17 protein-coding genes and 1 riboswitch are annotated in these 23,857 nt (G+C 40.4%); of the genes, 9 read left to right on the top strand and 8 right to left on the bottom strand.

Features of this window, described 5'->3' with window-relative positions:
- The first annotated feature begins 668 nt into the window (after positions 1-668).
- Positions 669-2,582 (top strand): BglG family transcription antiterminator, encoded by a 1,914-nt coding sequence (locus O2Q26_RS14455; RefSeq protein ID WP_289216574.1) that lies wholly within the window; start codon positions 669-671, stop codon positions 2,580-2,582.
- 98 nt (positions 2,583-2,680) lie between these two features.
- Entirely contained in the window at positions 2,681-4,627 is a 1,947-nt protein-coding gene (locus tag O2Q26_RS14450) for a PTS fructose transporter subunit IIABC (protein ID WP_289216573.1), read from the top strand.
- Positions 4,628-4,796: 169 nt separating this feature from the next.
- Here O2Q26_RS14450 and O2Q26_RS14445 read toward each other — a convergent pair whose 3' ends face one another.
- Together O2Q26_RS14445 and O2Q26_RS14440 are read right to left on the bottom strand one after the other, a co-directional pair.
- A complete protein-coding gene (locus O2Q26_RS14445; RefSeq protein ID WP_289216572.1) occupies positions 4,797-6,098 on the bottom strand; it encodes an alpha-glucosidase/alpha-galactosidase in 1,302 nt (433 codons plus the stop codon).
- 96 nt (positions 6,099-6,194) lie between these two features.
- A complete protein-coding gene (locus O2Q26_RS14440; RefSeq protein WP_289216571.1) occupies positions 6,195-7,262 on the bottom strand; it encodes a LacI family DNA-binding transcriptional regulator in 1,068 nt (355 codons plus the stop codon).
- Between the two features lie 575 nt (positions 7,263-7,837).
- Between O2Q26_RS14440 and O2Q26_RS14435 the strand changes: the two genes are divergently transcribed.
- From O2Q26_RS14435 to O2Q26_RS14420, 4 genes are all read left to right on the top strand, one after another.
- Positions 7,838-9,136 (top strand): ABC transporter substrate-binding protein, encoded by a 1,299-nt coding sequence (locus tag O2Q26_RS14435; protein WP_289216570.1) that lies wholly within the window; start codon positions 7,838-7,840, stop codon positions 9,134-9,136.
- 94 nt (positions 9,137-9,230) lie between these two features.
- The gene (locus O2Q26_RS14430) at positions 9,231-10,157 is read left to right on the top strand and encodes a carbohydrate ABC transporter permease (protein ID WP_289216569.1); all 927 of its coding nucleotides are present in this window, start codon (positions 9,231-9,233) and stop codon (positions 10,155-10,157) included.
- On the top strand, positions 10,157-10,981 hold the full coding sequence (locus tag O2Q26_RS14425; protein WP_289216568.1) for a carbohydrate ABC transporter permease: 825 nt from the start codon (positions 10,157-10,159) through the stop codon (positions 10,979-10,981). Before O2Q26_RS14430 ends, O2Q26_RS14425 begins: the two co-directional genes overlap by 1 nt.
- Before the next feature lie 33 nt (positions 10,982-11,014).
- Complete coding sequence (locus tag O2Q26_RS14420; protein WP_289216567.1) at positions 11,015-13,246, top strand: alpha-galactosidase; 2,232 nt, start codon at positions 11,015-11,017, stop codon at positions 13,244-13,246.
- Positions 13,247-13,282: 36 nt separating this feature from the next.
- Here O2Q26_RS14420 and O2Q26_RS14415 read toward each other — a convergent pair whose 3' ends face one another.
- The 3 genes from O2Q26_RS14415 to O2Q26_RS14405 all read right to left on the bottom strand — a co-directional run bounded on the left by O2Q26_RS14415 (position 13,283) and on the right by O2Q26_RS14405 (position 16,364).
- Complete coding sequence (locus O2Q26_RS14415; protein ID WP_289216566.1) at positions 13,283-14,293, bottom strand: LacI family DNA-binding transcriptional regulator; 1,011 nt, start codon at positions 14,291-14,293, stop codon at positions 13,283-13,285.
- Between the two features lie 121 nt (positions 14,294-14,414).
- On the bottom strand, positions 14,415-15,449 hold the full coding sequence (locus tag O2Q26_RS14410; protein ID WP_289216565.1) for an aldose epimerase family protein: 1,035 nt from the start codon (positions 15,447-15,449) through the stop codon (positions 14,415-14,417).
- A 444-nt stretch (positions 15,450-15,893) separates the two neighbouring features.
- A complete protein-coding gene (locus O2Q26_RS14405) occupies positions 15,894-16,364 on the bottom strand; it encodes a nucleoside deaminase (protein WP_289216564.1) in 471 nt (156 codons plus the stop codon).
- Between the two features lie 386 nt (positions 16,365-16,750).
- On the opposite strand from O2Q26_RS14405, the gene O2Q26_RS14400 reads away from it, so the two are divergent.
- Entirely contained in the window at positions 16,751-17,641 is an 891-nt protein-coding gene (locus O2Q26_RS14400; RefSeq protein WP_289216563.1) for a vanadium-dependent haloperoxidase, read from the top strand.
- 69 nt (positions 17,642-17,710) lie between these two features.
- On the opposite strand, the gene O2Q26_RS14395 is transcribed toward O2Q26_RS14400, so the two are convergent.
- The 3 genes from O2Q26_RS14395 to O2Q26_RS14385 all read right to left on the bottom strand — a co-directional run bounded on the left by O2Q26_RS14395 (position 17,711) and on the right by O2Q26_RS14385 (position 21,697).
- Positions 17,711-19,105: a hypothetical protein gene (locus O2Q26_RS14395; RefSeq protein ID WP_289216562.1), complete on the bottom strand. Its 1,395-nt coding sequence runs from the start codon at positions 19,103-19,105 to the stop codon at positions 17,711-17,713.
- 445 nt (positions 19,106-19,550) lie between these two features.
- Complete coding sequence (locus O2Q26_RS14390; protein ID WP_289216561.1) at positions 19,551-20,405, bottom strand: STAS domain-containing protein; 855 nt, start codon at positions 20,403-20,405, stop codon at positions 19,551-19,553.
- Positions 20,406-20,572: 167 nt separating this feature from the next.
- Positions 20,573-21,697, bottom strand: a complete 1,125-nt coding sequence (locus O2Q26_RS14385; RefSeq protein WP_289216560.1) for a M14 family metallopeptidase — start codon at positions 21,695-21,697, stop codon at positions 20,573-20,575.
- A 214-nt stretch (positions 21,698-21,911) separates the two neighbouring features.
- Between O2Q26_RS14385 and O2Q26_RS14380 the strand changes: the two genes are divergently transcribed.
- Together O2Q26_RS14380 and O2Q26_RS14375 are read left to right on the top strand one after the other, a co-directional pair.
- On the top strand, positions 21,912-22,040 hold the full coding sequence (locus O2Q26_RS14380) for a hypothetical protein (protein ID WP_289216559.1): 129 nt from the start codon (positions 21,912-21,914) through the stop codon (positions 22,038-22,040).
- A gap of 169 nt (positions 22,041-22,209) precedes the next feature.
- Positions 22,210-22,313, top strand: a riboswitch (SAM riboswitch).
- A gap of 88 nt (positions 22,314-22,401) precedes the next feature.
- Positions 22,402-23,799 (top strand): LLM class flavin-dependent oxidoreductase, encoded by a 1,398-nt coding sequence (locus O2Q26_RS14375; RefSeq protein ID WP_289216558.1) that lies wholly within the window; start codon positions 22,402-22,404, stop codon positions 23,797-23,799.
- The last annotated feature ends 58 nt before the right edge of the window (positions 23,800-23,857 follow it).

The raw sequence follows: 23,857 nt of genomic DNA, 5'->3' as shown, positions 1-23,857 counted from the left end.
CAAAAAAGAAACTATTTAATATGTCTAAACTTTTATTTTCACAGCTTACACGAAGTCGTAAGGCGGATTTAATATAATTAAATCTTGAAATTTCGAGGACTATGAACAAGGAGAACTAAAATAGTGCCGATTCAACTTAATAGGGAATAAGAGGTATTATTTAATCACTTACATTTGGGGAGCGATCAATCGGATGAAGAATACTTGCTATTTTTGCGAGGTCGTAACAGATCAGGTAAAGGTTGTGCCGATTACTGAGAATAATAAGCTTTGGGTGGAGCTTTGTTTAGAATGTAGTAATTTTTACAGCTGGCTGTTAGAGGGAAGGAGAGGCAAGTATAGAGAATCGGAGGGGGATAAGCATGCACATGTTCGGGAGAAGTAAGGAATAGAAACCCGCAAGGAAGATGTATAGACAAAAGGTTATGGCAAAAAAATGACGGAGAGGAACTACTAACAATAATTTTTCTAATAATAATGAACTTGTTAATGCGGAAGCTTGTAAGAACTTGAATGCTTCTACATGATCCGATTCACAATCTAATAAATGAAAAAATTCCTCCACATGTTTAAGAAAGCCTTCTACTATAGTCTGTTGAAAGGTTGTCTATCCATCTTCTTGCCGTTAAAATGAAAATGGTTTCATAATCATGAAGTAGGTGTTTCGTATGAACGATAGACAAACGGAATTATTACGAAAGCTGCTCGTCCATTCACAAGACGTGTTTAATGTGAATGATCTTGCTCGTGATTTAGAGTGTTCGGAAAAAACATTGCGTAATGACATGAAGGTGGTTGAAGCATGGTTACAAAAAGAATCCAGTGCTCAATTAATACGCAAGCCCGGAATCGGTGTGTATATATCAGCTTCAGATGATGAAAGGTCGCATCTGTTTCAGCAGATTCACCGAACAGACTCCAAGTCTGAGAAGGACCGCATACTGGAGTTAGCTTATCGAATGCTCGTTGAGGAGAAAACGTTAACACTAGCTAAGGTGGCAGAAGAGTACTTTACGACTATCCCCGCTATTAAAGAAGATATGGAATCAATCAAGTGCTGGTTGGAAGAATACGACCTTAACCTAGTTTCAAAGCAGCGATTAGGGAGTAGAATTGTTGGCGGTGAGCTAAATAAGCGTAATGCGTTAGCTCATTTAAGTGAGCTTATCTCTTCATCAGAATCTTCAAGGGACTATGTGTTGCAGTTATTTCCTGTATATGAATTGGATACGGTGCGTCAGGCGATAGAACGCATGCAGCGAGAATATGATTTCTATTTTAATGATGGTGAATTAGAAAGTTTACTCATCCATGCTTTAGTGATGATTAAGCGCACGAGGCAGCATTCCGCTATTCAGATGAAAGCTACGGATAAAAGACTGGCCGTCGAAACAGAAGAATATCACATGGCTTCGTGGTTTTTTGAGAAAATTGGAAGGGTACTTCGGCTTCACTTTCCAGAAGAAGAAAAAATCTATTTTACGTGGCATCTCATTAGCTGCAAGAGACCTGATAAACCTCCTTCTTCGTCCATGAATGACGTCCTTAATGAAGTTATAGAACAATTAACGATGCAGCTTCAAATTATGACAATGATGGACTTCCGTGGGGATCGTGTGTTGATGAATGGCTTACGGGTTCACTTGGAATCTGCGATACACAGGGTTCGGTATGGTTTTTCTATACGAAATCCAATGCTTTCGGAAATTAAAAAAATGTACCCGTACATGTTAAGCATGGTCGTTTTAGCGTTAGAGGAAGTGAATCATAAGCAGAACTTGAAAATTCCTGAAGACGAAGCAGCTTATTTGGTGCTTCATTTTCAAGCAGCCGTCGAGCGTGTCGAGAAGAAAAGAGATACATCTAAACGTGTGCTGATCGTATGTGAACTTGGAGTGGGCATGTCTCACTTGCTACAGGCTAAGCTTGAGCAATCTTATAAAGGGATGGAAATTGTCGGTTGTGTTGGTGAACGGAATGTTGCTCAAATGTTAGAGGAACATACCACTGATTTTATTTTATCTACGAAGGCGCTCAATGTGAGCGAAGTTCCGACTCTTGTTATTTCACCTCTCTTAGAATCCAAAGATAAAAAGCAGGTAGATCAATTTTTGAAAAAGCTTGATCAGGAGAGCAGTGAACCAGCTGATGCAGGTCAGCTAACTGAATTTATGCAGGAGGAATTGACCTTCACAGGATTAAATCTTACGCATCGTTATAAGGTGATAGAATTGCTGTCTCAAAATTTAGCAGAAAAAGGATTCGTCAAAGAGACGTTTGGTCACCGGGCTTTACTGCGGGAACGATCTTCTGCAACTTCGATTGGAGGTGGGATTGCGATCCCGCACGCTCATCCTGATGAAGTGAATAAATCAGCTGTAGCTTTAGCCGTTTTAGAAGAACCTATAGAATGGGGGTCTGAAAAAGTCTCGCTCGTATTTTTATTAGCTGTGGCTAAAGAGGATCAAGGCCTGACTCGGCCACTTATGAAGGCCGTAGCAAAAATTAGCTCAGAGCCGGAGCGAGTGGAACGACTTATCGACTCTCACAGTTTTTCCGAAATCCAAAAAGAACTTGTTTAATAATTCATTTTTACCAGAGCTACGGTAAAAATGAATTATTTTTTTACTAGGAAATTGGAGTACACTGAAGTTAGAAAAAAGAGGGAAGGGGTTTCCACATGAAAATATTAGCTGTGACCGCATGTCCAGTAGGTATTGCCCACACGTACATGGCTGCTGAGAATTTACAAAAAGCAGCGGATGAGATGGGCGTTGATATGAAAGTAGAAACGCAAGGATCAATAGGTGTTGAGAACGAACTGACAGAAAAAGAGATTGCTGAAGCCGATGGAATTATTATTGCCAGTGACAAAGATGTCTCCAAAGAGCGCTTTGGCGGAAAGTCTCTGATCGTTGTAGGTGTGCAGGAGGGTATTCGTGAGCCAAAAAAATTAATTCAGCGAATTTTGGACAAAGATGTATCCGTTTACAAGGGGAGTGCTCCTTCTGCTGAAACGGTAAAGCAAAAGAAAAAGGATAAAGAAAACCCTATATACCGACACTTAATGAATGGGGTTTCGTACATGATTCCATTTATTGTTGTCGGGGGACTTTTGATTGCGATTTCACTAGCTCTTGGAGGTAACCAAACACCAGAGGGCATTCAAATACCTGATGATTCTATTTGGAAACAGATTGAAAGTTTAGGAGCTGCTTCTTTCAGCTTCATGGTCCCGATATTAGCTGGTTTTATTGCCTACAGTATAGCCGACCGTCCGGGATTGGCTCCAGGAATTATTGGTGGATACATTGCAACCGACGGAAGCTTTTACGGAAGTGAAGCAGGAGCAGGATTTATCGGTGGAATGATCGCTGGGTTCCTAGCCGGTTATGTTGTGCTTTGGATTAAGAAAATTAAAGTACCAAAAGCTGTACAGCCTGTTATGCCGATTATCTTTATTCCTATTATAGGATCATTGATTGTAGGAATGGTATTCATTTTCATTATCGGAGCACCAGTAGCTGGTATTTTTGAAGGATTAACCGCCTGGTTAGAAGGCATGCAAGGAACAAGTGCCGTATTATTAGCCCTTATATTAGGGGCAATGATCGCTGTTGATATGGGTGGTCCCTTTAATAAGGTTGCTTTCTTATTCGGTTCTGCGATGATCGCAGAAGGTAATTATGAAATTATGGGAGCCATCGCGGTTGCTATTTGTATCCCTCCCCTTGGAATGGGACTGGCTACCTTTTTAAACAAACGAAAGTATCAGCAAGCAGAGCGTGAAACAGGAAAAGCTTCCTTTACGATGGGGTTGTTCGGAATTACGGAAGGAGCTATTCCCTTCGCTGCACAAGATCCGCTGCGAGTCATACCTAGTATTGTAACCGGTTCGATGGTCGGTGCAGTAATTGCAATGTTAAGCAGTGTAGGCGATCGGGTCGCTCACGGTGGACCGATTGTTGCGGTGCTTGGAGCCGTTGATAATGTTCTGATGTTCTTTATTGCAGCTGCAGTTGGTATGGTCGTAACGGCCTTAATGGTCAACCTCTTGAAAAAAGATGCGGCTGTAGCTAGTGCGCCTGGAGTAGGTGATGTAGAAGTAGCCGCAGAGGCAGAACAAACTTCAAAAATTGAAGACAAAAAAGAAACAAAGCAAATGGGTATTACAAAACTAACTGATATTACAACGCAGGAGTTAATCAACATTGACGTAGCAGGAGAAAAACGAGATGACGTCATAGATGAACTCATTGCAACAATGGATGCAAATGCTATTTTGAAATCAACTGACCAATTTAAAGAAGCCATTATTAGCAGAGAGAAGGAAAGTTCGACAGGCCTTGGCATGAACATTGCCATCCCGCACGGAAAGTCTGCGGCAGTGAAAAAGCCTGCAGTTGTCTTTGGTATTAAACGAGATGGAGTCGACTGGAACAGCATGGACGGAACCGATGCCAAATTAATCTTCATGATCGCCGTCCCGAAAGAGCATGAAGGAGATGATCACTTAAAAATTCTTCAGATGCTTTCACGCCGTTTGATGGATGGGGAATTTAGAGAAGAGTTATTGAGTGTAGAAACAAAAGAGGAAGCTTATCGTTTACTTGAAACGATCAAATAGTAAGTGGCGCCTGGTTCTAGTTGGGAGCCGGGCGTTTTTTGAAGGGGGATCAGAATGAGGCTGGTGTGAATAATAGAATTTCAAAGGTTAATCGATACATATAAACTAAGTAAAAAAACGACTGAAAGAGGCTGACTTACAGCCTTCTCAGTCGTTTTTTATTATGCACTTATTTATATTCAGGCAGCCAGTCACCGTGAGCTTCGATAAGATCATCACACATAGCGATAATGTCATCCATAGAAAGCTCAGCACTTGTGTGCGGATCGAGAAGAGCCGCTTGATAAATGTGTTCCTTTTTAAGAGTGACTGCGGCTTCGATCGTTAACAATTGAGTATTGATATTCGTACGGTTCAAGGCAGCTAATTGTTCAGGAAGCTCTCCGATATAAGTGGGAAGGATTCCGTTTCTGTCGACTACGCATGGCACCTCGACGCAAGCATTCTCTGGGAGATTTGAAATGAGTCCTCCAGTATTCATCACATTTCCGCCAAACTTGAATGGAATATTAGTTTCCATCGCTTCGATGATATGTGAACCATACTCCTTTGAACGCTCATGCGATAGCTGGGAGTTATGCACGATTTCCTCACGCATGTCTTCCCATTCTTTAATTTGATTGACGCAGCGGCGTGGATACTCGTCTAACGGAATATTAAAGCGTTCGATCAGTTCAGGGTATTGACTTTTAATAAAATAGGGATGATATTCGGCATTATGCTCGGAAGATTCTGTGATATAGTAACCGAATTTATCCATCAATTCAAAGCGAACCATATCATGGTGCTTTTCCTTCTGCTTTTCTTTTGCACGTTTCTTAATCTCAGGATACAAGTCTACTCCGTCTTTCTTCACTTCTAACAGCCAAGCCATATGATTGATTCCGGCGATCCGTTCCTCAATTCCATCGTGTTCCATATCCAGGTTTTCAAACAATTCTTTTGTACAGACTTGCACACTATGGCAGAGTCCGATCGTTTTCACATTCGTGTGGCGATTCATAAAACCAGTTAATGCAGCCATCGGATTCGTATAATTCAACAACAAGGCTTCCGGACAAACATCCTCCATATCTTTTGCGATTCCAAGCATAACAGGTATCGTACGCAGCGTACGGAAAATACCTCCGATGCCGATGGTGTCTCCGATAGTTTGCTGTAACCCATATTTTTTAGGGATATCAAAATCGATCACTGTACTTGGTTCGTATCCGCCGACTTGTATTGCGTTAACGACGTATTTTGCATTACTTAAAGCTTCCCGTCTGTTTAAATAAGAAACTATTTTAATCGATTGATTATACTTTTGAGAAAGATTTTTCAGCATTTGTTCAGACTCTTTCAGTCGTTTTTCGTCAATATCATGCAAAGCGAATTCAAAGCCTTTGAGGGATGGAACGAACATACAGTCACCGAGTATGTTTTTCGCAAAGATCGTGCTTCCTGCTCCGATAAAAGTAATTTTGGACATGTATTTTCCTCCTATTATGAGTGAACTTGATTGTAAGCGCTTTTAAAAATAAAGATAAAGAGTTTTTAAATCCATATCATATGAGATGCCATTCATTTAAACTGGTAATTCTGGGCTGGTGATCTCCTTTACTGAACCCGAGGATTCACGGAATTGGATCTTACAGGGGTGAATGATTTTAGATGGGACAACTCTGCCTTCTATTCGTTCATTCAATAATTTTACTGCTGATTTCCCCATTTCGTCTGAAAAAACTTTTGCCGTAGTTAAAGGAGGATTTAAATATTTTGCCATTTCTATGTCGTTGAAGCTGACGATCGATACATCGTTTGGAACATTCAACCCTGCATCATGTAAGGCACGAAGAGCGCCGACTGCGAGTGGATCGCTTGCAATGATGAATGATGAAGGAAGATCGCCTTTTGCGATGGCTTGAGTCATTAGTTGATAGCCTGCGTCTGTTGACCAATCTCCTATATACACGTTTCTTTCGTCATAAAATCCTCTCTTTGACATGATTTTTTTATAAGGTTCGAACCTTAATTTTTCAAGGTTATCTATCACTTGAAGTTCAGGGTCTTTCATAGGAGAATGGACGAACTCTGGACCGCCTATAAAGCCGATGTTCTGATGTCCAAGTGATACAAGGTGCTCCAAAAGCCGAGTAGTCGCACTATGAAAATCGGACGTTACGCTGTCGAACTTTTCGAGGCCGGGTGATTCATCAACAAATACGACTCTTTCATACTTAGAATAAATTTGATGTACTAATTGGGGGGAGATATTTCCGACGACGATGATACCACTAAGGTCGTCCAGGCTGTTTTCTTCTAATAGATTCTGTTCCTGCCTGACTAAAGTAGATATAACGATATCCTGCCTTAAACATTCTGATTCAATGCCTCTTCGAATAGAAGAGAAGTATTCATCTTCGTACTCATAATCTTTTGAGCAGAATACGATCATTCCAATAGCCTTTTTGGAAGGTCGTGCATTGGATTTCTTCTTATGAGACAGAGACAAATAATTTAACTTCCTTGCAGATTCATAAACTCTCTCTCTGGTAGTATTGGCTACGGATAAATTTTTATCTTCATTCAATACTCTAGAAACAGTCGCTATGGAAACATTTGCTTCTCTTGCTACATCTTTTAAACTCGCCATGTCACACCTCCATTTCATTTACTAAAATTTACTTAACTTAAAAGTATCACAATTTACTATTTAATACAAAAAAATATTTTAAGGTGTAAAATTGATTGATATTTTTAGACTTAGAGAAATAGGGTTTTAAAAATAGATCGTTATTCTCGGGAAAGAATCCAAAATTCTTTAAGATAATGAGGAGACTCAGCGCACGGAACTGAAGAGGAATCAGCTTAAGGGATCCCCTGTTTAGTTGAAATCTCTAAATAAAATCTTCAACAAAACTGACACATCATTATATAACTCTCTTGATTTAGTAACGTCTTAAATGAAATATTAATGAAAAGGTATAATGGCTTCTTTAGTGAAAATATAAAACAACATTAAATAAGAAGAAAATAATTGTTAACTTACTAAAAAAATTATGAGAAATTTCTTAAAAGTACTTGAAAGCGTTTTCTTGTTCTGATATATTTTATCTAACAAAGATAAAATTTTAGTAAAAGTAAATCAGTTTTTGTTTATTCGTTTTACTAAAGATGAAGTACCAGGTTAACGTTTTAGAGCTTTTAAAACAAATAAGGGGGTATTTTATGAAGAACTCATTTGTAAAGTGGGCAGGCAGTATCGGGATGGTCGCATTGTTAGCAGCTTGTGGCGGCAACGGAGAAGAAAGTGGTAATGGAAATGGTGGAAGCGAAGGAGAAGTCAGCGGCGGCCAGGAAGGCAAGTTGACAATGGCTCTTTCTGCAAGTAGTGAAGGAGAAAGAGATACGTTTGAAGACTTAATCAGTGAATTTGAAGAGGAAACCGAAATTGATGTAGAAGCAAGCTTTCCAGGTGGAGGTTATGAAGACCAAATGAGAGTGCAGATGGCAGCGAACGATCTTCCAGACATCTTTGATACTCATGGCTGGTCCCAGCTCCGCTATGGTGAATATACTCATGACCAACAGGACATGGACTGGGTCGACAATATGAAACCTGCAATGGAAGATATCGTTACTGATGAAGACGGAAAAGTTTATACCTATCCTGTGAACATGGCTCAAGATGGTGTCATTTATAATAAGAACCTTCTAGAAGAATATGGTATTGAGGTACCAAAAACTTGGGATGAGTTCGTTGCAGCTCTGGAAACTGTTCGTGATGAGAGTGGAGGTCAAGTTGCTCCGTTATGGATCGGTGGAGGCGATGGTTGGCCGCTTGGTCAGATGGTTGACCAAATGATGACGCCGATGTTTGCGACGGATGAAGAAAATGATTATACAGAAGAATTTCTTGATGGCTCATTCGACTGGAGCCAATATGAGTGGCTTCCAGAACAATTGTTGATGTTGCAGGAGAATGAACTGCTAAATCAAGATGTTTTGACAGCTAAATTTGCCCAGGCTCCAGAAATTATGGCGGGAGAACAGGCAGCTTTCATGTTTGCAGGTGGTTCAGTTGGACCTGATGCAACAGCAATGAATGAAGATGTGGAAGTTGGTCTGATGCCAACACCGACCGTTCATGAAGGGGACGAGCAAGTTTGGATTGGCGGAGAACGTTTTACACTTGCCATCTTTGAAGAGTCTGAAATGAAAGATGAAGCGAAGCAGTTCATCGAGTTTATGGCTGAACCTGAAAATGCACAGCGTATTGCAGAAGGAACGAATTTAGCTTCAGCTATTGAAGGTGTAGAAGCAGACACTTATTTCTCTGAGGATTTAGAAAAATATTCAGATAACGAAATTGTCAGCTATTTCGACCGCGTCTATTTACCAAGCGGCATGTGGGATGTCATGTCTACTACAACAGAAGAGTTGTTGGCTGGGGGAGACCCTGAAGGTGCGGCATCAACTATGGAATCTGAATATGAGCGCTTAAGAGAAGAAAGTGACAGCGAATAATATTCATTCAATAGAAAGAAAAGGGGGAGAGGATGCTCTCTCCCTTCTGTTTTAATGAATGCAATCGCGCAGTGATAAGGAGATGACATAAATTATGAGCGAACTCGTTGAGAAAAATAAAAGCAAACCAGGGAAATCTGCTAAAAAACGCGGGATTAGCGGAGAAAAATCATTATGGTGGATGTATCTTCCAGCCGTTTTATTTGTCACCGTTTTCATTGTCTATCCATTCATGGATGGTGTCAGGATTTCCTTTACGGATTGGAACGGTTTTTCACAATCATTCAATTTTGTAGGGCTTGAACAATATACGCGTATGTTCAATGATCCGACGACATGGACAGTTATTCGAAACACCTTACTATATGGGATAGGGAGTACAATTTTACAAAACGCGCTCGGTCTTTTTTACGCACTTTTATTAAATAATCAAATAAAATTTCGAACAGTAACCCGAACGATTGTTTACCTTCCCGTTATCATTAGTCCGTTAATTATGGGGTACATTTTTTATCTGTTTTTCGCATTCCAAAATGGAGCTCTGAATGATGCTTTGATGTTCTTTGGTTTTGACTCAATCAACGCTCTTGGAAATGCTGATATCAACCCTTACATTATTGTGCTAGTGAATACTTACCAGTTTGTCGGTATTGCGATGATCATTTATTTGGCAGGTTTACAAGGCATATCGAAAGATTTTTATGAGGCAGCAGAAATTGACGGTGCTACAGCCTTTCAACAATTCAAGAAAATTACGCTGCCAATGCTTGCACCATCGATCACGATCAACGTAGTTATCAATATCATTGGTGGTTTGAAACTGTTTGATGTCATCGTAGCTTTGACTGGCGGCGGCCCGGGTAATGCGTCGCAGTCCAGCTCTACCTTTATGTACGATCTTTATTTCAGCAGGCAGGACGCCGGATATGCAGCTACTCAAGGTGTGTTAGTAGCCTTCATAATTTTGATTCTCAGCTTGCTTGCTCTATGGTACTTCAAACGGAAGGAGATTGAAGCGTAATGATACAAAATAAGAAAAAAGGTTTGTTGACTTTGCTGGCTATCCTTGTAGCAGCTCTACACGCTATTCCGTTTTATATTTTGATTACAACATCATTGAAAACGCGCGGAGATTTCAGTTCCCGCTGGGCTATTCCGGAATACTTCACCCTTGAAAACTTTACCATTGCTTGGCAGGAAGCGAATTTGGGACCTGCTTTTGTCAATTCGTTTATTATCACTTTTTTTGCAGCAGTTTTATTAATTTTCATAGGTTCACTAGCAGCCTATCCACTAGCCAGGCGCAATACTAAATTAAACAAAGCAGCGATGATGTTTTTCATAGCCATTATGGTTGTTCCTCCACTAACTGCTCTTGTACCGCTTTATCAGCTGGTAGTAGATATAGGTATGCTGAACACACGTACAATTGCCATACTGAACAATGTCGCCGCATTTTTACCTTTGACTATTTTTCTATACTCAGGGTTCATTCGCTCTACAATTCCAAAAGAATTGGAAGAAGCGGCGAAGATCGATGGAGCGAGCACAATCGGTATTTTCTTCAGAGTCGTGTTTCCATTGTTGAAACCAGTGACGGCATCTGTTCTGATCATTGCTTGTGTATTCATTTGGAATGACTATCAATTTGCGATCTTCTTCCTGCAGAGCAGCGATGTGCAAACACTGACCGTAGCAATGGCAAGTTTCTTTGGCGAAAACCAGAACAACCTTGGCCTTGTAGCCGCAGCAGCCTTTATGGCGATGATTCCGATGGCGATCTTGTTCCTTTTCCTACAGAAGTACTTTATCGCTGGACTTTCATCTGGGGCAGTCAAAGGGTAATTTTACTGAAATCGTAGTAATGGAGGATTAGGGATGCCAATATATTTTAATGAAAAAACAAAAGAATTTCACTTGCAAAACGAGGGAATCAGCTATATTTTCACGGTTATGAAAAATAAACAGCTTGGTCATTTATATTATGGGAAGGCAATCCGTCATCGCGATTCCTTCCAACACCTGTTCAGGACGCAGGCACGAGCAGGGATGTCCAGTGTATATGAAGGGGATCTCGAATTTTCTTTAGATATCATTAAACAGGAATACCCTTCCTATGGGACGACGGATTACCGTGAACCTGCTTATCAAATTCTTCAGGAAAATGGAAGCCGGACTACTCAATTCGAGTATCACTCTCATGAGATTTATAAGGGGAAGCCTGAATTGAACGGTCTGCCGGCTACTTATACTGAAAGTGATGAGGAGGCATCTACACTTGTCATTACATTATTTGATTCATTGATTGATGCAGAAATTAAGTTGACTTATACCATTTATGAAACTCGTAATGCCGTAGCCCGCAGTGCAGAGTTTGTGAATAAAGGGGAAGAGAAGCTTGAATTGACACGTGCGCTCAGCACGAGTGTTGACCTCTTTGATGCCGATTTTGAAATGGTTCAGCTATCTGGTTCTTGGTCGAGAGAGCGTCATGTGAAATCAAGAGAGCTGGTGTCAGGAATACAAAGTATCTCAAGCACGAGGGGAACGAGCAGCTCTCAGCAAAATCCGTTTCTCGCCTTGAAACGTACAAATACAGATGAATTTCAAGGAGAAGTTTATGGTTTCAATTTCGTGTATAGTGGTAACTTCCTTGCCCAGGTAGAGGTTGATCAATATGATGTGGCACGAGTGACGATGGGGATCAATCCGTTTGATTTCCGCTGGGTGCTCGAGCCTGGTCAATCGTTCCAGACCCCTGAAGTCGTGATGGTCTATTCAGATGAAGGATTAAATGGGATGAGTCAAACCTATCATGAACTTTATCGTGAACGTCTCGTACGTGGACCGTGGAAAAAAGAAGAGCGTCCTGTACTTATAAACAACTGGGAAGCGACATACTTTGATTTTAACGAAGAAAAGCTGTTGTCTATTGCTAAGGAATCAAAAGACCTTGGTATTGAGTTGTTCGTACTGGATGACGGTTGGTTCGGCAAAAGAGATGATGACACCACTTCGCTTGGAGACTGGTTTTCCGATAAAGAAAAACTGCCTAATGGGATTGAAGGGGTCGCCAGGAAAATCACGGATCTTGGCATGAAATTCGGGTTGTGGTTTGAGCCGGAAATGGTAAATAAAGTGAGTGAACTTTACAAGAAACATCCAGACTGGATAATTCAAGTCAAAGGAAGAAGCCAGTCTCATGGAAGAAATCAATACGTCCTGGATTTTTCACGAAAAGAAGTAGTCGACAATCTGTATGATCAGATGGCAGACGTATTGAGCAAATCACCAATTTCTTATGTGAAGTGGGATATGAATCGATATATGACAGAGATCGGCTCTCTCGATTTGCCGGCGGAACGACAGAGTGAAGTAGCCCACCGCTATATTTTAGGCGTGTATGATTTATACGAACGATTGACGTCTCAGTTCCCTGATGTGCTATTTGAGTCATGCGCCAGCGGAGGAGCTCGTTTTGATCCTGGGATGTTGTACTATGCTCCGCAGACGTGGACGAGTGATGACACGGATGCTGTTGAACGATTGAAAATTCAATATGGAACTTCGATGGCTTATCCATTAAGTTCGATTGGAGCCCACGTTTCTGACGTGCCGAACCACCAAGTTCATCGACATACGAGTCTATCTATGCGTGGAAATGTGTCTTTCTTTGGAACCTTCGGCTATGAACTGGATATTACACGTATGTCTTCTGAGGAACAGGAAGAAGTGAGGCAGCAAGTCCAGTTTTATAAAGAGCACCGACAACTGCTGCAATTCGGAACGTTTTACCGTCTGCTCAGCCCGTTTGAAGATGGAGGCAACCGTGTAGCATGGATGGTGGTATCTCCAGATCAAAAGGAAGCACTCGTCGGTTATTACAAGATGCTCGCTGAACCGAATCCCGGGTTTCCTCGATTGGTATTAAAAGGTTTGGATCAACACCAGGAGTATGAAATCGAAGGCTGGGCAGCCAGCTTTTACGGAGATGAACTTATGAGAGCCGGACTGATGCTTGAAAATGAATATTCTGGGTCTGTGCCTCCACAAAATGAAAAACTCGGAGATTTTACATCGACACTATATAAGTTAAAAGTAAAACATTAGTAAACAAAAAGGCTTGGCATATGCGCCAAGCCTTTTTTAGCGAAGTTTCACCGTGCTTTCCCTTTGAATCAACTTTGTCGGAATGACGATTTTTTTCGGAATTTCTCTCTTTGTGTTCAAACGTTCGATCATAAGCTCTACTGCGGTTTCTCCCATGAATTCCGTATATACCTTCACCGTCGATAAAGAGGGTTGAAGATAATTGGAAGCGGCAATATCGTTGAAACCCACAATGGAGACTTGCTCAGGTACGCGGATCTTGTTTTCGTGAAGCGCCCTTAATGCTCCAATGGCCATTGAGTCACTGGCTACAACAAAAGCAGTAGGGAGTTTTGACTGTTGTAAGGCTTTGTGCATTAGGCGATAGCCGTCCTCTGTCGTGAACTGTCCAATGAATATGAATCTTTCATTAAGAATGCGTTTGGAAGCTAAATAATCCCTGAAGGATCTTTCACGGTAGTCCATCAAAGTTTCATTCGGACGGGGGTTCAAAATTCCTCCGATGAAACCGATGTCGCGATGATCCAGCGCTAACAGATGATCCAGTACATCAATCATGGCCCTTTGAAAATCAATAACTACAGAGTCATAAGTTAATTCGCAAGGAGAATAATCTACGAATGTGATGTAGTTTGTGATATCTTTTATCTCTTCGATTTCTTCGGGAGGGATTCTGCCAACAACAATCATCCCGTCTATGTCACCTACATCAGACAAATCAAGCTGATCGTTTTTTCGGTAAATTTTGATTAAATCAATCTGTTTAGCGGTACTCTCTTTCTCAATTCCCAGACGGATGGCTAAAAAATAAGGGTCGCTGATTTCATCTTGTTCGGAATGGAATAAAACGATGCCAAGACGGTGCTTCTTTTTTCCATTTTTGGTCGCACGTTGTTTTAACGTTCGGTAGTTCAATTCCTCAGAGGCCTTGAATATCCGTTTTTTAGTTTCTTCAGAGACAGACAAAGTGGCGTCGTAATTCAATACCCTGGAAACTGTAGCGATGGAAAATCCTGACTTTTCCGCTATATCGCGAATCGTTGCCATGATGTTCTCTCCTTCAAAGTTCATTAACTATGTTTAGTAAAAAAGTATGTATATATATACTATATCACATACTAAACAAACCTTCCCACTCAGTAATAAAACCGGGGGAAGGCTGTAATTTTTAAAAAGTATCGAATGTAAATGTTGTTCTTTTATTATAAGGTTCTGCAGCTTTCAGTAAAGCACTGGGAAATCCATCGTGATGAAGTGAAGCAGGAGAAGCCTGGGTTTCTAAACATAAGCCGGAGTGTTTCTCCGCAGGGCCGCTGGCTAATTGAAATTCATCGCCCAAACCATTTCCCGTATATAAAACCATTCCAGGTTGAGTCGTATGGACTTTCAATACTCTGCCGCTGTCTTCATCTCTTAACGTCACTTGTTCTTCACCTGTTTCTTTGAAGATAAAATAATGATCGTACCCATTGCCTGCCAACTGGATTTGAGAATGATCTGAACCTAGCGGGGACTTCAGAGTCGTTTCATTTCTTAAGTCAAAAGGGGTATCCTGATTTGAATTTATATTTCCTGTAGGAATTAGGTGTTCATCTAATTCGACAAAACGATCGCTCGCTATCTTCATTTTATGGTCACAAATGGGGCGCTTCGCATTACCGCTTAAGTTGAAATAACTATGATTGGTTAAGGTGATAGGAGTATCCTGATCGCTGATCGCTTGATAATCAACTATAAACTGATTCTGATCGTTTAATTGGTACGTAACTTTTATAGAAACGCTGCCTGGATAGCCGCCCTCTAAATGAGGACTTTCACAAGTAAATACTACTCCTGCATCTGTTGATGATTGGAAAGGAGAAGCTTCCCAAATTTTCTTATTGAAGCCTTGTTTCCCGCCATGGAGAGAGTTATCGCCGTCGTTTGCATCTAGAGTGTATTCTTTACCATTCAGTGAAAAAGACGCACCTTCAACTCGGCCTGCGACTCTGCCGATCAGAGCTCCAAAATAATTTGGATCGTTTATGTAACTGTCATAATCTTTGTAGGAAAGAACAACATTCTCAATTGTACCTTTGTGATCTGGAACGTTGATCTCAGTAATGATGCCGCCATAATCCAAGACAGAGATGGTTATACCTTTGTTGTTTGAGAAAGTGAACTTCTTCCAGCCGTTTGAGAGTAACTTTTCTTTGATTTCCATATTTGTATTCCTCCAGGGTGAACAGATTCAACTATGGTTGTGGGTTGTAAATTAAGTTCTATGCTTCGTACTTATATTTATTATGAGTCTAATAAAAGAGTGGTCGTATAAGTGAAAAACTATGACAGTTGGGTAAGAAAATTTTTTAGTGTTCATGTGTCAATTTTTTCACTAGATAATCCCTCGAATAAGAATATGACTTACTACAAGTATAACAAATTGTTGATGGGAGAAGGGAGTAAACGTTTACTTATTTCAAATTTTATAGGGGTGGACACTATGATAACATGACTTTTTAAGTAAGCAAAAACCCAGTCATTTGACTGGGTTTTCGAGTGTTGCGGAAGTATTCAACCACTTTTGGTTTTAATTCCTCCATATGCGGCCGTAATCCGACGACAAATTATGCAAATTCAACCACAAAAGCGAATGATTCGTCCATTGTTAGTATTCCACTTTTTCCTCTTGACTTGCCCACGTTTCAAAAGGGCGGTTTTTATCGGGCAGATCCAGTGCATAAAAGGGAATGGTTCGTTCTCTATGAGACTTATTGATTTCTTCATAAATGAATTGATCGTCGAAACCACCTGCAGCTGCGAGCTTCTGGTCTGCAGCATAGTACACTTCCTCTAAGCGTGCCCAGTAAATAGCACCTAAGCACATTGGACAAGGCTCACAACTGGTATAAAGTACACAATTAGTCAACTGAAATGTATCAAGGTTTTGGCAGGCTTTTCGGATGGCCTGAACTTCAGCGTGAGCAGTTGGGTCGTTAGAAGATGTGACCTTATTTTGTCCGACTCCTACAATGTTTCCATATTGATCGACTACGATCGCCCCAAATGGGCCGCCTTCTGTTTGGATGTTTTCTACAGCTAATTGGATTGATTGTTGTAAATATTTTTTATGTTCCATAATCATCCTCCTGAATATTCAGAATAATCATTTTTATTAAGAGATTCAATGAAGTTGTTAGATTATGTAACACAGTTTTAAAGGATGAGTGAATTAGCCGGACTATGTTCATCGGTTCCTGAGATATGATCAACGTAATCATTTAATATATGAGTTAAAACTCGATGGATGTTAAATGCTCCCAGTACCAATAGGAAAAATAATGGGGTCATGGTGTGAGTCGAATATGAAAAATAAAGTATAAGGGAAGAAGGGTCGCCGCAATGGTAGATCTAAGGTAAAGCTTAGGTCGATTACAATCAATTTACTGATGAAAATTTTGAAACGTCCATTCATCTCCGCTTTCATTTCATATTATAGGGTAAGATAATTAGGAGATGATGGAAGTGGATATCAATTATTTGCGGTGGTCGAAGGTCGCTTATGCTGGAGAACGTCATCCGCCAACTGATGCTGTAACGCCAGAAGCGGGTTCATGGCCACTAATATTCTTAAAGCGAGACAAAAAGGGCAATTTTCTTGATCCATATGGAAGAAAAATGCGCCTTCCTATCACTCATCCGAATAAAGTGGATTTTGAAAAAGAGTTGTTTGAAGTACAGCACACCCTCGGTAATTTAACGACTGAACAAAAAAATATTGCCGTTTATTATGGTACGGGAGTTCCGACAAAACAGTGGACCCCTGTGATCGATCGTCTCATAGATACTTATAATGTCACCCCGACTGCCGCTGCAAGGATATTAGCTGTAGTGCAGGCTGCTGTCAATGACACGATGATCATTGTGTGGGACTTGAAATACAAGTGGGACGTAGCAAGACCGAATCAATATGATCAAAAAATGAAAACATTGCTTTGTACTCCCCGCTTTCCAACTTACCCCTCCGGTCATGCCACAATGTCAGGATGTACGGAGGTAGTACTCAGCTACTTTTTTCCTAAAGAAAGAAAAAAACTTAAAAGGATTGCAGAAGATGATGCGGTAAGCCGTTTGTATGGAGGAGTACATTTCCCTTCAGATAATGAAGAAGGGTTAAGGTTGGGCAGGTATATTGGGGACGTCATCGTAGATCATTTGAAAGGGCAGCACCGAGTGAATATTTCTGTGGATCAACCGATTGATGATTATAGAAATGCAAACATAAATCCAGACAACTACCGTCAATTCATTCCTTTCGATTTTCCAGGGGATTGCTCGTCACTAGTTGGAGATTTTGATGACTTCGGAGTCGGCAGGGAAGAAAAAGGTATCCCTAAGCCTAGGTTATTTTTGTAAATGTATTAAGGGCTGAGAGGGAAAAATTAAGAACACAAAGAAACCGGCAGCTCTGCCGGTTTCTTTGTGTTAAGAATGTTTGACCATATTGATGTAAAGCTGTTCGTACGCTTTGTTTTCTTCGTCCATCCCTAATTCTCGATATAATTTAGCAAGCCAGCGGACGGGCATAGGATCGTCGTCTCGAAGCTCCATTTCCCAGCTCATACACTCGATCGCTTTTTGCGGGTAATTAAATTCATGATATAGTTCGCCAAGTCGCTGCTGTTGATTCGGGTCTTCGGCGATTTCATTCATTTCATTGATTTTATTAACTGTACCTTGAGCGGCTGTAATTTTGTGAAAGGGTAATAGCCACTCATTGGTGAAGTTTAGACCTTCTGTGCGTAATAGAGTACTGACAGTCTGATCGAGAATTTCGCCGGCTTGATCATCATCGGAGTTAAATAGAGTGAGAAGTACCTGGCCTAACTCTTTAGGAGGAATAGACTCTGTATCCATCCCTTTCTTTTTTAAAGCGCTGATAAGTGCTTTAGAGTGAGAGGATGGAAGTGTCATTGCATGATTATCCATTAGTTTGAAGGCCTCTGTGAACTTTTCATTAGTCATATAGCTCTGAAATAAATCCTGAACCAGTAGATCGATATGGACACCTTTTCCATATAAGTCTTCTAAAATTTTAAGCTGATCTTCTTTGTCAAAGTGTTCGCTGATCAACGAATGAAGATGCTGGTAATCTTCCGGGTTATGGGTATGGATTACACGGGATATATAGAGAGCTGCAACGTCTGTATTACGTGATTGCTTTTTATAAAGTGCGGCTAATTTTTTAAACGCTTTTTCATTATGTTTAGCAGAGAATAATTTATTTTCAATATAAACGGGATCTTTGGAGATTAATTTCATATCACCTTTTTGATAACGTTCATCATATTGAATAAATTTAATATCACTTGCAAAAGCATTCAGAAGGCTGTGGTTTGGAGCGAAATCTCTGAGTATTTGCAAAATGCGGTAGCAGGATAGTAGTTTTCCATCTCGTCGTTCTTTGTAAAGAAGGGACTTTATCATCTCGGCAATTTCATCTCTATGAATAAAAGATTCAAAATAAGTCGCGATCAAAGCGGACTGCTGCAGGGTATACTGCTTTTGGAGTCTTCTGAAGAGCATGTTAAAATTCTGTTTTTCAAAGTGGGAATAAGGAGCAATTAATGTTTGGATCAATGGGTGAGGGTATGGTAGGACGAGACCTTTCTGAAAGGCTGAATGTGTATGGGAGCGTTTCAGGATTTTTTTTGAGGAAGCATAGTCTAAAAACCGATCATCGTGAAAGAAGAAATAGTAGTTGTGTTCAAGTTCGTCGGTAGCTTCAATGATCTTACTCTGTTTATAAATCGCCATGCGTTTCACCTGTAGTGAATGCGTCTGCTGCCGATCTTTTGTCAATAATATGGGATTAGACATACATCGACCTCCTTTGTCGTTACTTTAACCATACCACGTAAAGGCCAATAAAGATAGCTGGGGTGGAGTTAGTAATATAAGGAACAACACTTCAGCATGGTGCATCCAGTGAGTTTTTCATAGTAAAAATACAATTATTTACCTCTGATTCATGTTTCATTTACGTATGTCAGCTATAGTAATGAGTGAAAATACGAAAGGAGAAAAGGCATATGCGTCGATTTATTTTCATATTTTTAGTATAAAGCTTATTTCCAGGAGGGGTTCATATTCCGATTAATAGTGCATTAGCTGATGAAATAAAACGCAAAGTCCGCAGGCAAACTTTGAATATAGCTCATAAAGGTGCATCCGGTCATGACCCTCCAACAGCTAGTTTGAGGTTTTTAACATACATAGCAGGATATAGAAAAGGCCGGGAAATTAGAAATCTCCCAGCCATTTATTACTTTTCTACGAGATGAAAACCTATATATTCAAGTGCGGATTCAAGGTTTGCTACGGTTTTCGTTTTTAAGGAGAGTAGCTGGATGTTGTTAACCTCGTGTTTTGCAATCTCTGGTGAAATCCCTGTAATGATGGCTTCGATGCCCATAAGCTGCAGCGATTGGACAATATCAACCAGTACACAAGGGAATTTACCATCTAAAATGACAAGGCCTGAAAGATCAATCACAAAGTGATCGATTTCATTTTCTGAGCCGTATTTAAGGACTTTCTCCATAATTTTGTCTGCACGATAATTATCAATGATACCTTGAATCGTAAGTATAGAAACTCCTTTGGTGATCGGGATGATTGGAACATTCAGTAATGACATATTATATTTAGTTTCATCCAATTCAATCAAGTGGGATAATACTTCAGCCATCGACTTCAAGTAATCTATATCCTTCTTTTTAAACTCTTTCTCCTGCTTATCCATGACACACAATGTGCCGAAAACTTCTCCGTTCAAATCCTTCAATGCAACTCCCAGGAAACCCTTCACCTCTAACTGGCTGGTAACTTCAAGTTCTCGCGTTATTTCATCTCTGATTAAGTTAGGTGTCGTCATAGCCTCATTGTCGTTTGAAATAATCATTCGGCAATAAGTTCCGCTGTACTCCACGGAGTATCCTTCAGGAATAATCTCTTCCTTGGCGTTAAACGAGCTAAGAACCGTCATCGCATGATCGCCTCTTTTTGTAACATAAGCAGTGTTGACATCGAGCTGCTTACTGATTACTTGAAACATTTTTCTAGAGGCTTTTCTTAAGGAACGGAATTCTGATGCAGCTAAATTATACTCATCGGACATTTTCAATCCTCCTGCCATTAGGGTAAACCACGATTCTTATTTTACCACACCCCCCGAATATTTTGGTTGTGAGATGTTTCAAATAAGAGTTATTCAGGCTGTAGCTGACACAAGGAATTTAGAGCAAAATGACAAAAAACGCGGGGTTCCTTCTCCGCGTTTTTAGCTTAATGAAGTATTCCTTCTTTTGTTAATACATTGTCGATCGCAAGCCGCGCTTCTTTTAATACCGATTCTCTCCAGTCGGTCTCTTCAGGATAGAACATATTCTGAAATTCTTCCAGCACCCATTGTCTGTCTTTCTCTTTTTCGGCGCCTTCCCAGTAGAGCTGATTTTCTAAAACGATTGTAGTTAATTCACGCAATTCAGCTCTCTTTCCAGTACCGAATGTCCCGAATTCGAATAAAGCAGAGAATAAATGGGTGTCTGGGTATTCTTCGTTTTTTAATTTAAAAAAGTGATTAGTTGAATCGCCCTTCACCTTTTTTGGGCTGAATTTTTGAATGTTATTCATTTGGTAATCCGCTTTGATTTCTTCTTCCTCACGAGGATCGTGCTCAGAAATGACGGCGGTTACTTCATTCGTTGGACCAAGGGCGGTGTGCCAGTCCATGTGAATGACACGGTCGAACAATGATAGAAGTTTTCTTTGCAGTTCCTTTAAATATAAGGCTGATTCTTCTTCAGCTTTTCCACCGTAGTAAACTCCGCGCTCAAATTCAAATTGTCCCATACCTTTCGCTTTTTTAATACCCTGGTACCCTTCATCAGCAATTCCTTTACCTAACTGTGCGAATAAATGAGTTTTTTCTTTATTTATATCTTTTAGCTTACCGTTTGGTAAAAAAAGATCGCTTTCTTTAGCGTAATTCTCATTAATGTCTTCGGGAACAGCTGAAGAATTATATATATAGTTGCGGTTCAAGTCTACGTTGTTTTCAGTCACTCTGCGATAATGTCTCATTCCCCATGGGTTTAGAGCGTGTACAATGCATATCCCGGTAGTTTCAGGGTCTATCTTATCGATATATTCTTCTACGAACAAATGAATGACGCTCCCCCCGGCATAGCCTTCAATTCCATGCTCACCAGAGGTCATGAATACAACCTGTTCGTTTGAGGTGCGAGCTTCTGAAAAAATGATGTCAATTGTATTATCTGCTTCCTCACCTATAGATTTAGTGGAAAGGGTTGCTTCTGGCCATTTCTCCTGGATAGTTGTTAAATGCTTACGAAATATTGTCCGTGATTCTTCGTAGCTGCTAGTAAAGTATTTATTTATTTCTGACATAGGTTCACCTTCTTTTAAATTTGTAGAGTGTATTACTGAATTTCCTATATGAACATTTTTTAAACATTTCAGAAATATACGGAAAATATGACATGTTTCACATTTTTCATTCATAATTTGATAAACTTAAGTGAATTTAAACGATGCAAAAGTTATTTCGATATAGTAAAATGGGGCGTAATAGAGGTTGAATATTGTCTAAGGTGGAATATTGATGAATTCAGAAGAACTCTATCAATCATTAGTAGAGGAATTTCGAGAAAAAGTCAGCCGAGATTTAAAGGAAGAGGAATTGGAATTCATAAAGTGGATGGTTGAACAACACGAACTTGAAAAGCAATAAGCTATTATTTATATTTTATTTGACGAGCTTCTTTCGTGTTGAAAGAGGCCTTTTCCACTAGTTCTCTAATTTTTACTAAAGCTGTTCGTAACGGAATAGCATTAAAAGCTCACTTGACACTGAAATAGCCATCCTGTATATTGTTGGATAATTCAATAAATTATGTACTTTCTTATCCAGAGAGGTGGAGGGACTGGCCCTTTGAAGCCTCGGCAGCAGACTGTATTCAGTACTGTGCCAATTCCAGCAAGCGTTACGCTTGGGAGATAAGGAGAGCTGTATACGAGTATCTGTATATTAAAACCTCTTCTTTTCCCGAGAAGAGGTTTTTTGTATTTTAAAGAGTCGAGGAGGATGTCAATTGAGTAAAAAGATGATTATTAATGCATTCGATATGAATAGTTCGATGCACAATTCCCATGGGTTCTGGAAACACCCGGAAAGTAAACGGCACCGCCGTTACAAAGATTTGGACTATTGGGTGGAGCTGGCGAAACTTTTGGAAAAAGGAAAGTTCGATGCTGTATTTTTTGCGGATGTTCTTGGTATCTATGATGTGTATCGTCAAAGTAAGGAACCTTCTATTCGTGATGGGTTGAGTGTACCGTTGAACGATCCGGCTATGCTCGTTTCAGCGATGGCAAGTGTTACAGAAAACTTGAGTTTTGCTGTTACGGTCAGTACTACATATGAACCTCCGTTTGGCAATGCGCGAAGGTTTTCGACGCTCGATCATTTAACGAAAGGCCGGGTTGCCTGGAACGTTGTGACCTCTTATTTACCAAATGCGGCAAGGAATTTCGGGTTGGAAAATATGATTAAGCACGATGAACGCTATGATATTGCTGATGAGTATCTTGATGTGTCATACAAGCTTTGGGAACAAAGCTGGGACGAGGGAGCTGTCGTAGAGGATGCTGAAAATGAAACGCTCGTAGATCCCGAGAAAGTTCACGAAATTAATCATGAAGGTCATTACTTCAGTGTGGAAGGGCCTCATCTAAGCGAACCATCCGTACAGAGGACTCCAGTGATATATCAGGCAGGGACTTCAGAGCGGGGGAGAGAATTCGCTTCCAAACATGCGGAATGCATTTTTGTCGGAGGACCGACGCCCCAGCGAATTCGTTATTACTCAGACGATATAAAAGAAAGAGCTGAAAAGCACGGCCGTAATCCGGAAAATTTGAAAATCATTTGCTTTCTAACTGTAATCGTAGCCGAAACTACAGAAGAAGCTGAGAAGAAGTTTGAAGAATATAATAATGTCTGGAGTCCTGATGCAGCTAAAGCCCAGTATGGAGCAAGCGGCTATGATGTAGCAGAATTCGAAGCGCAGGATCCGGATGAAATTTTCCAATACAAAAAGAAAACAGAAGGCGGCCACTATAAAGCGGCTACTCTTACCAAAGATGCACCTAAACAGCAGCAGACAGTCGGTGAAGTACTAAAGCGCTTTGAAGGCTTAGATCGACCAAATATCATCGTAGGTAATCCACAAGAAGTAGCCGATCAAATCCAATATCAATTCGAAGAATCAGGTATCGATGGATTCAACTTGAATCACCTCGTGTCCCCGGGAGATTTAGAATCCTTCATCGATCTTGTCATTCCGATTTTACAAGATCGTGGATTGTACAAGACAGAGTATGAGCAAGGAACGATGAGGGAAAAACTTTTTCCACATGGAAGCAGCACGCTGCCGGAGGATCATCCAGCGAGTAAATATCGCCGCAGTCTAAATAAGAGTTATTCATAATGATAACCTGCTTTAAAAAAGCGTTTAAGCATAAGGTCTGAGTGGTGAACGAATGCTA

This window comes from Halobacillus campisalis (assembly GCF_030345335.1).
GTDB lineage: Bacteria > Bacillota > Bacilli > Bacillales > Halobacillaceae > Halobacillus_A > Halobacillus_A campisalis.
The sequence above is the reverse complement of the archived record's forward strand: the minus strand, read 5'-3'. Positions and strand labels throughout refer to the sequence as shown.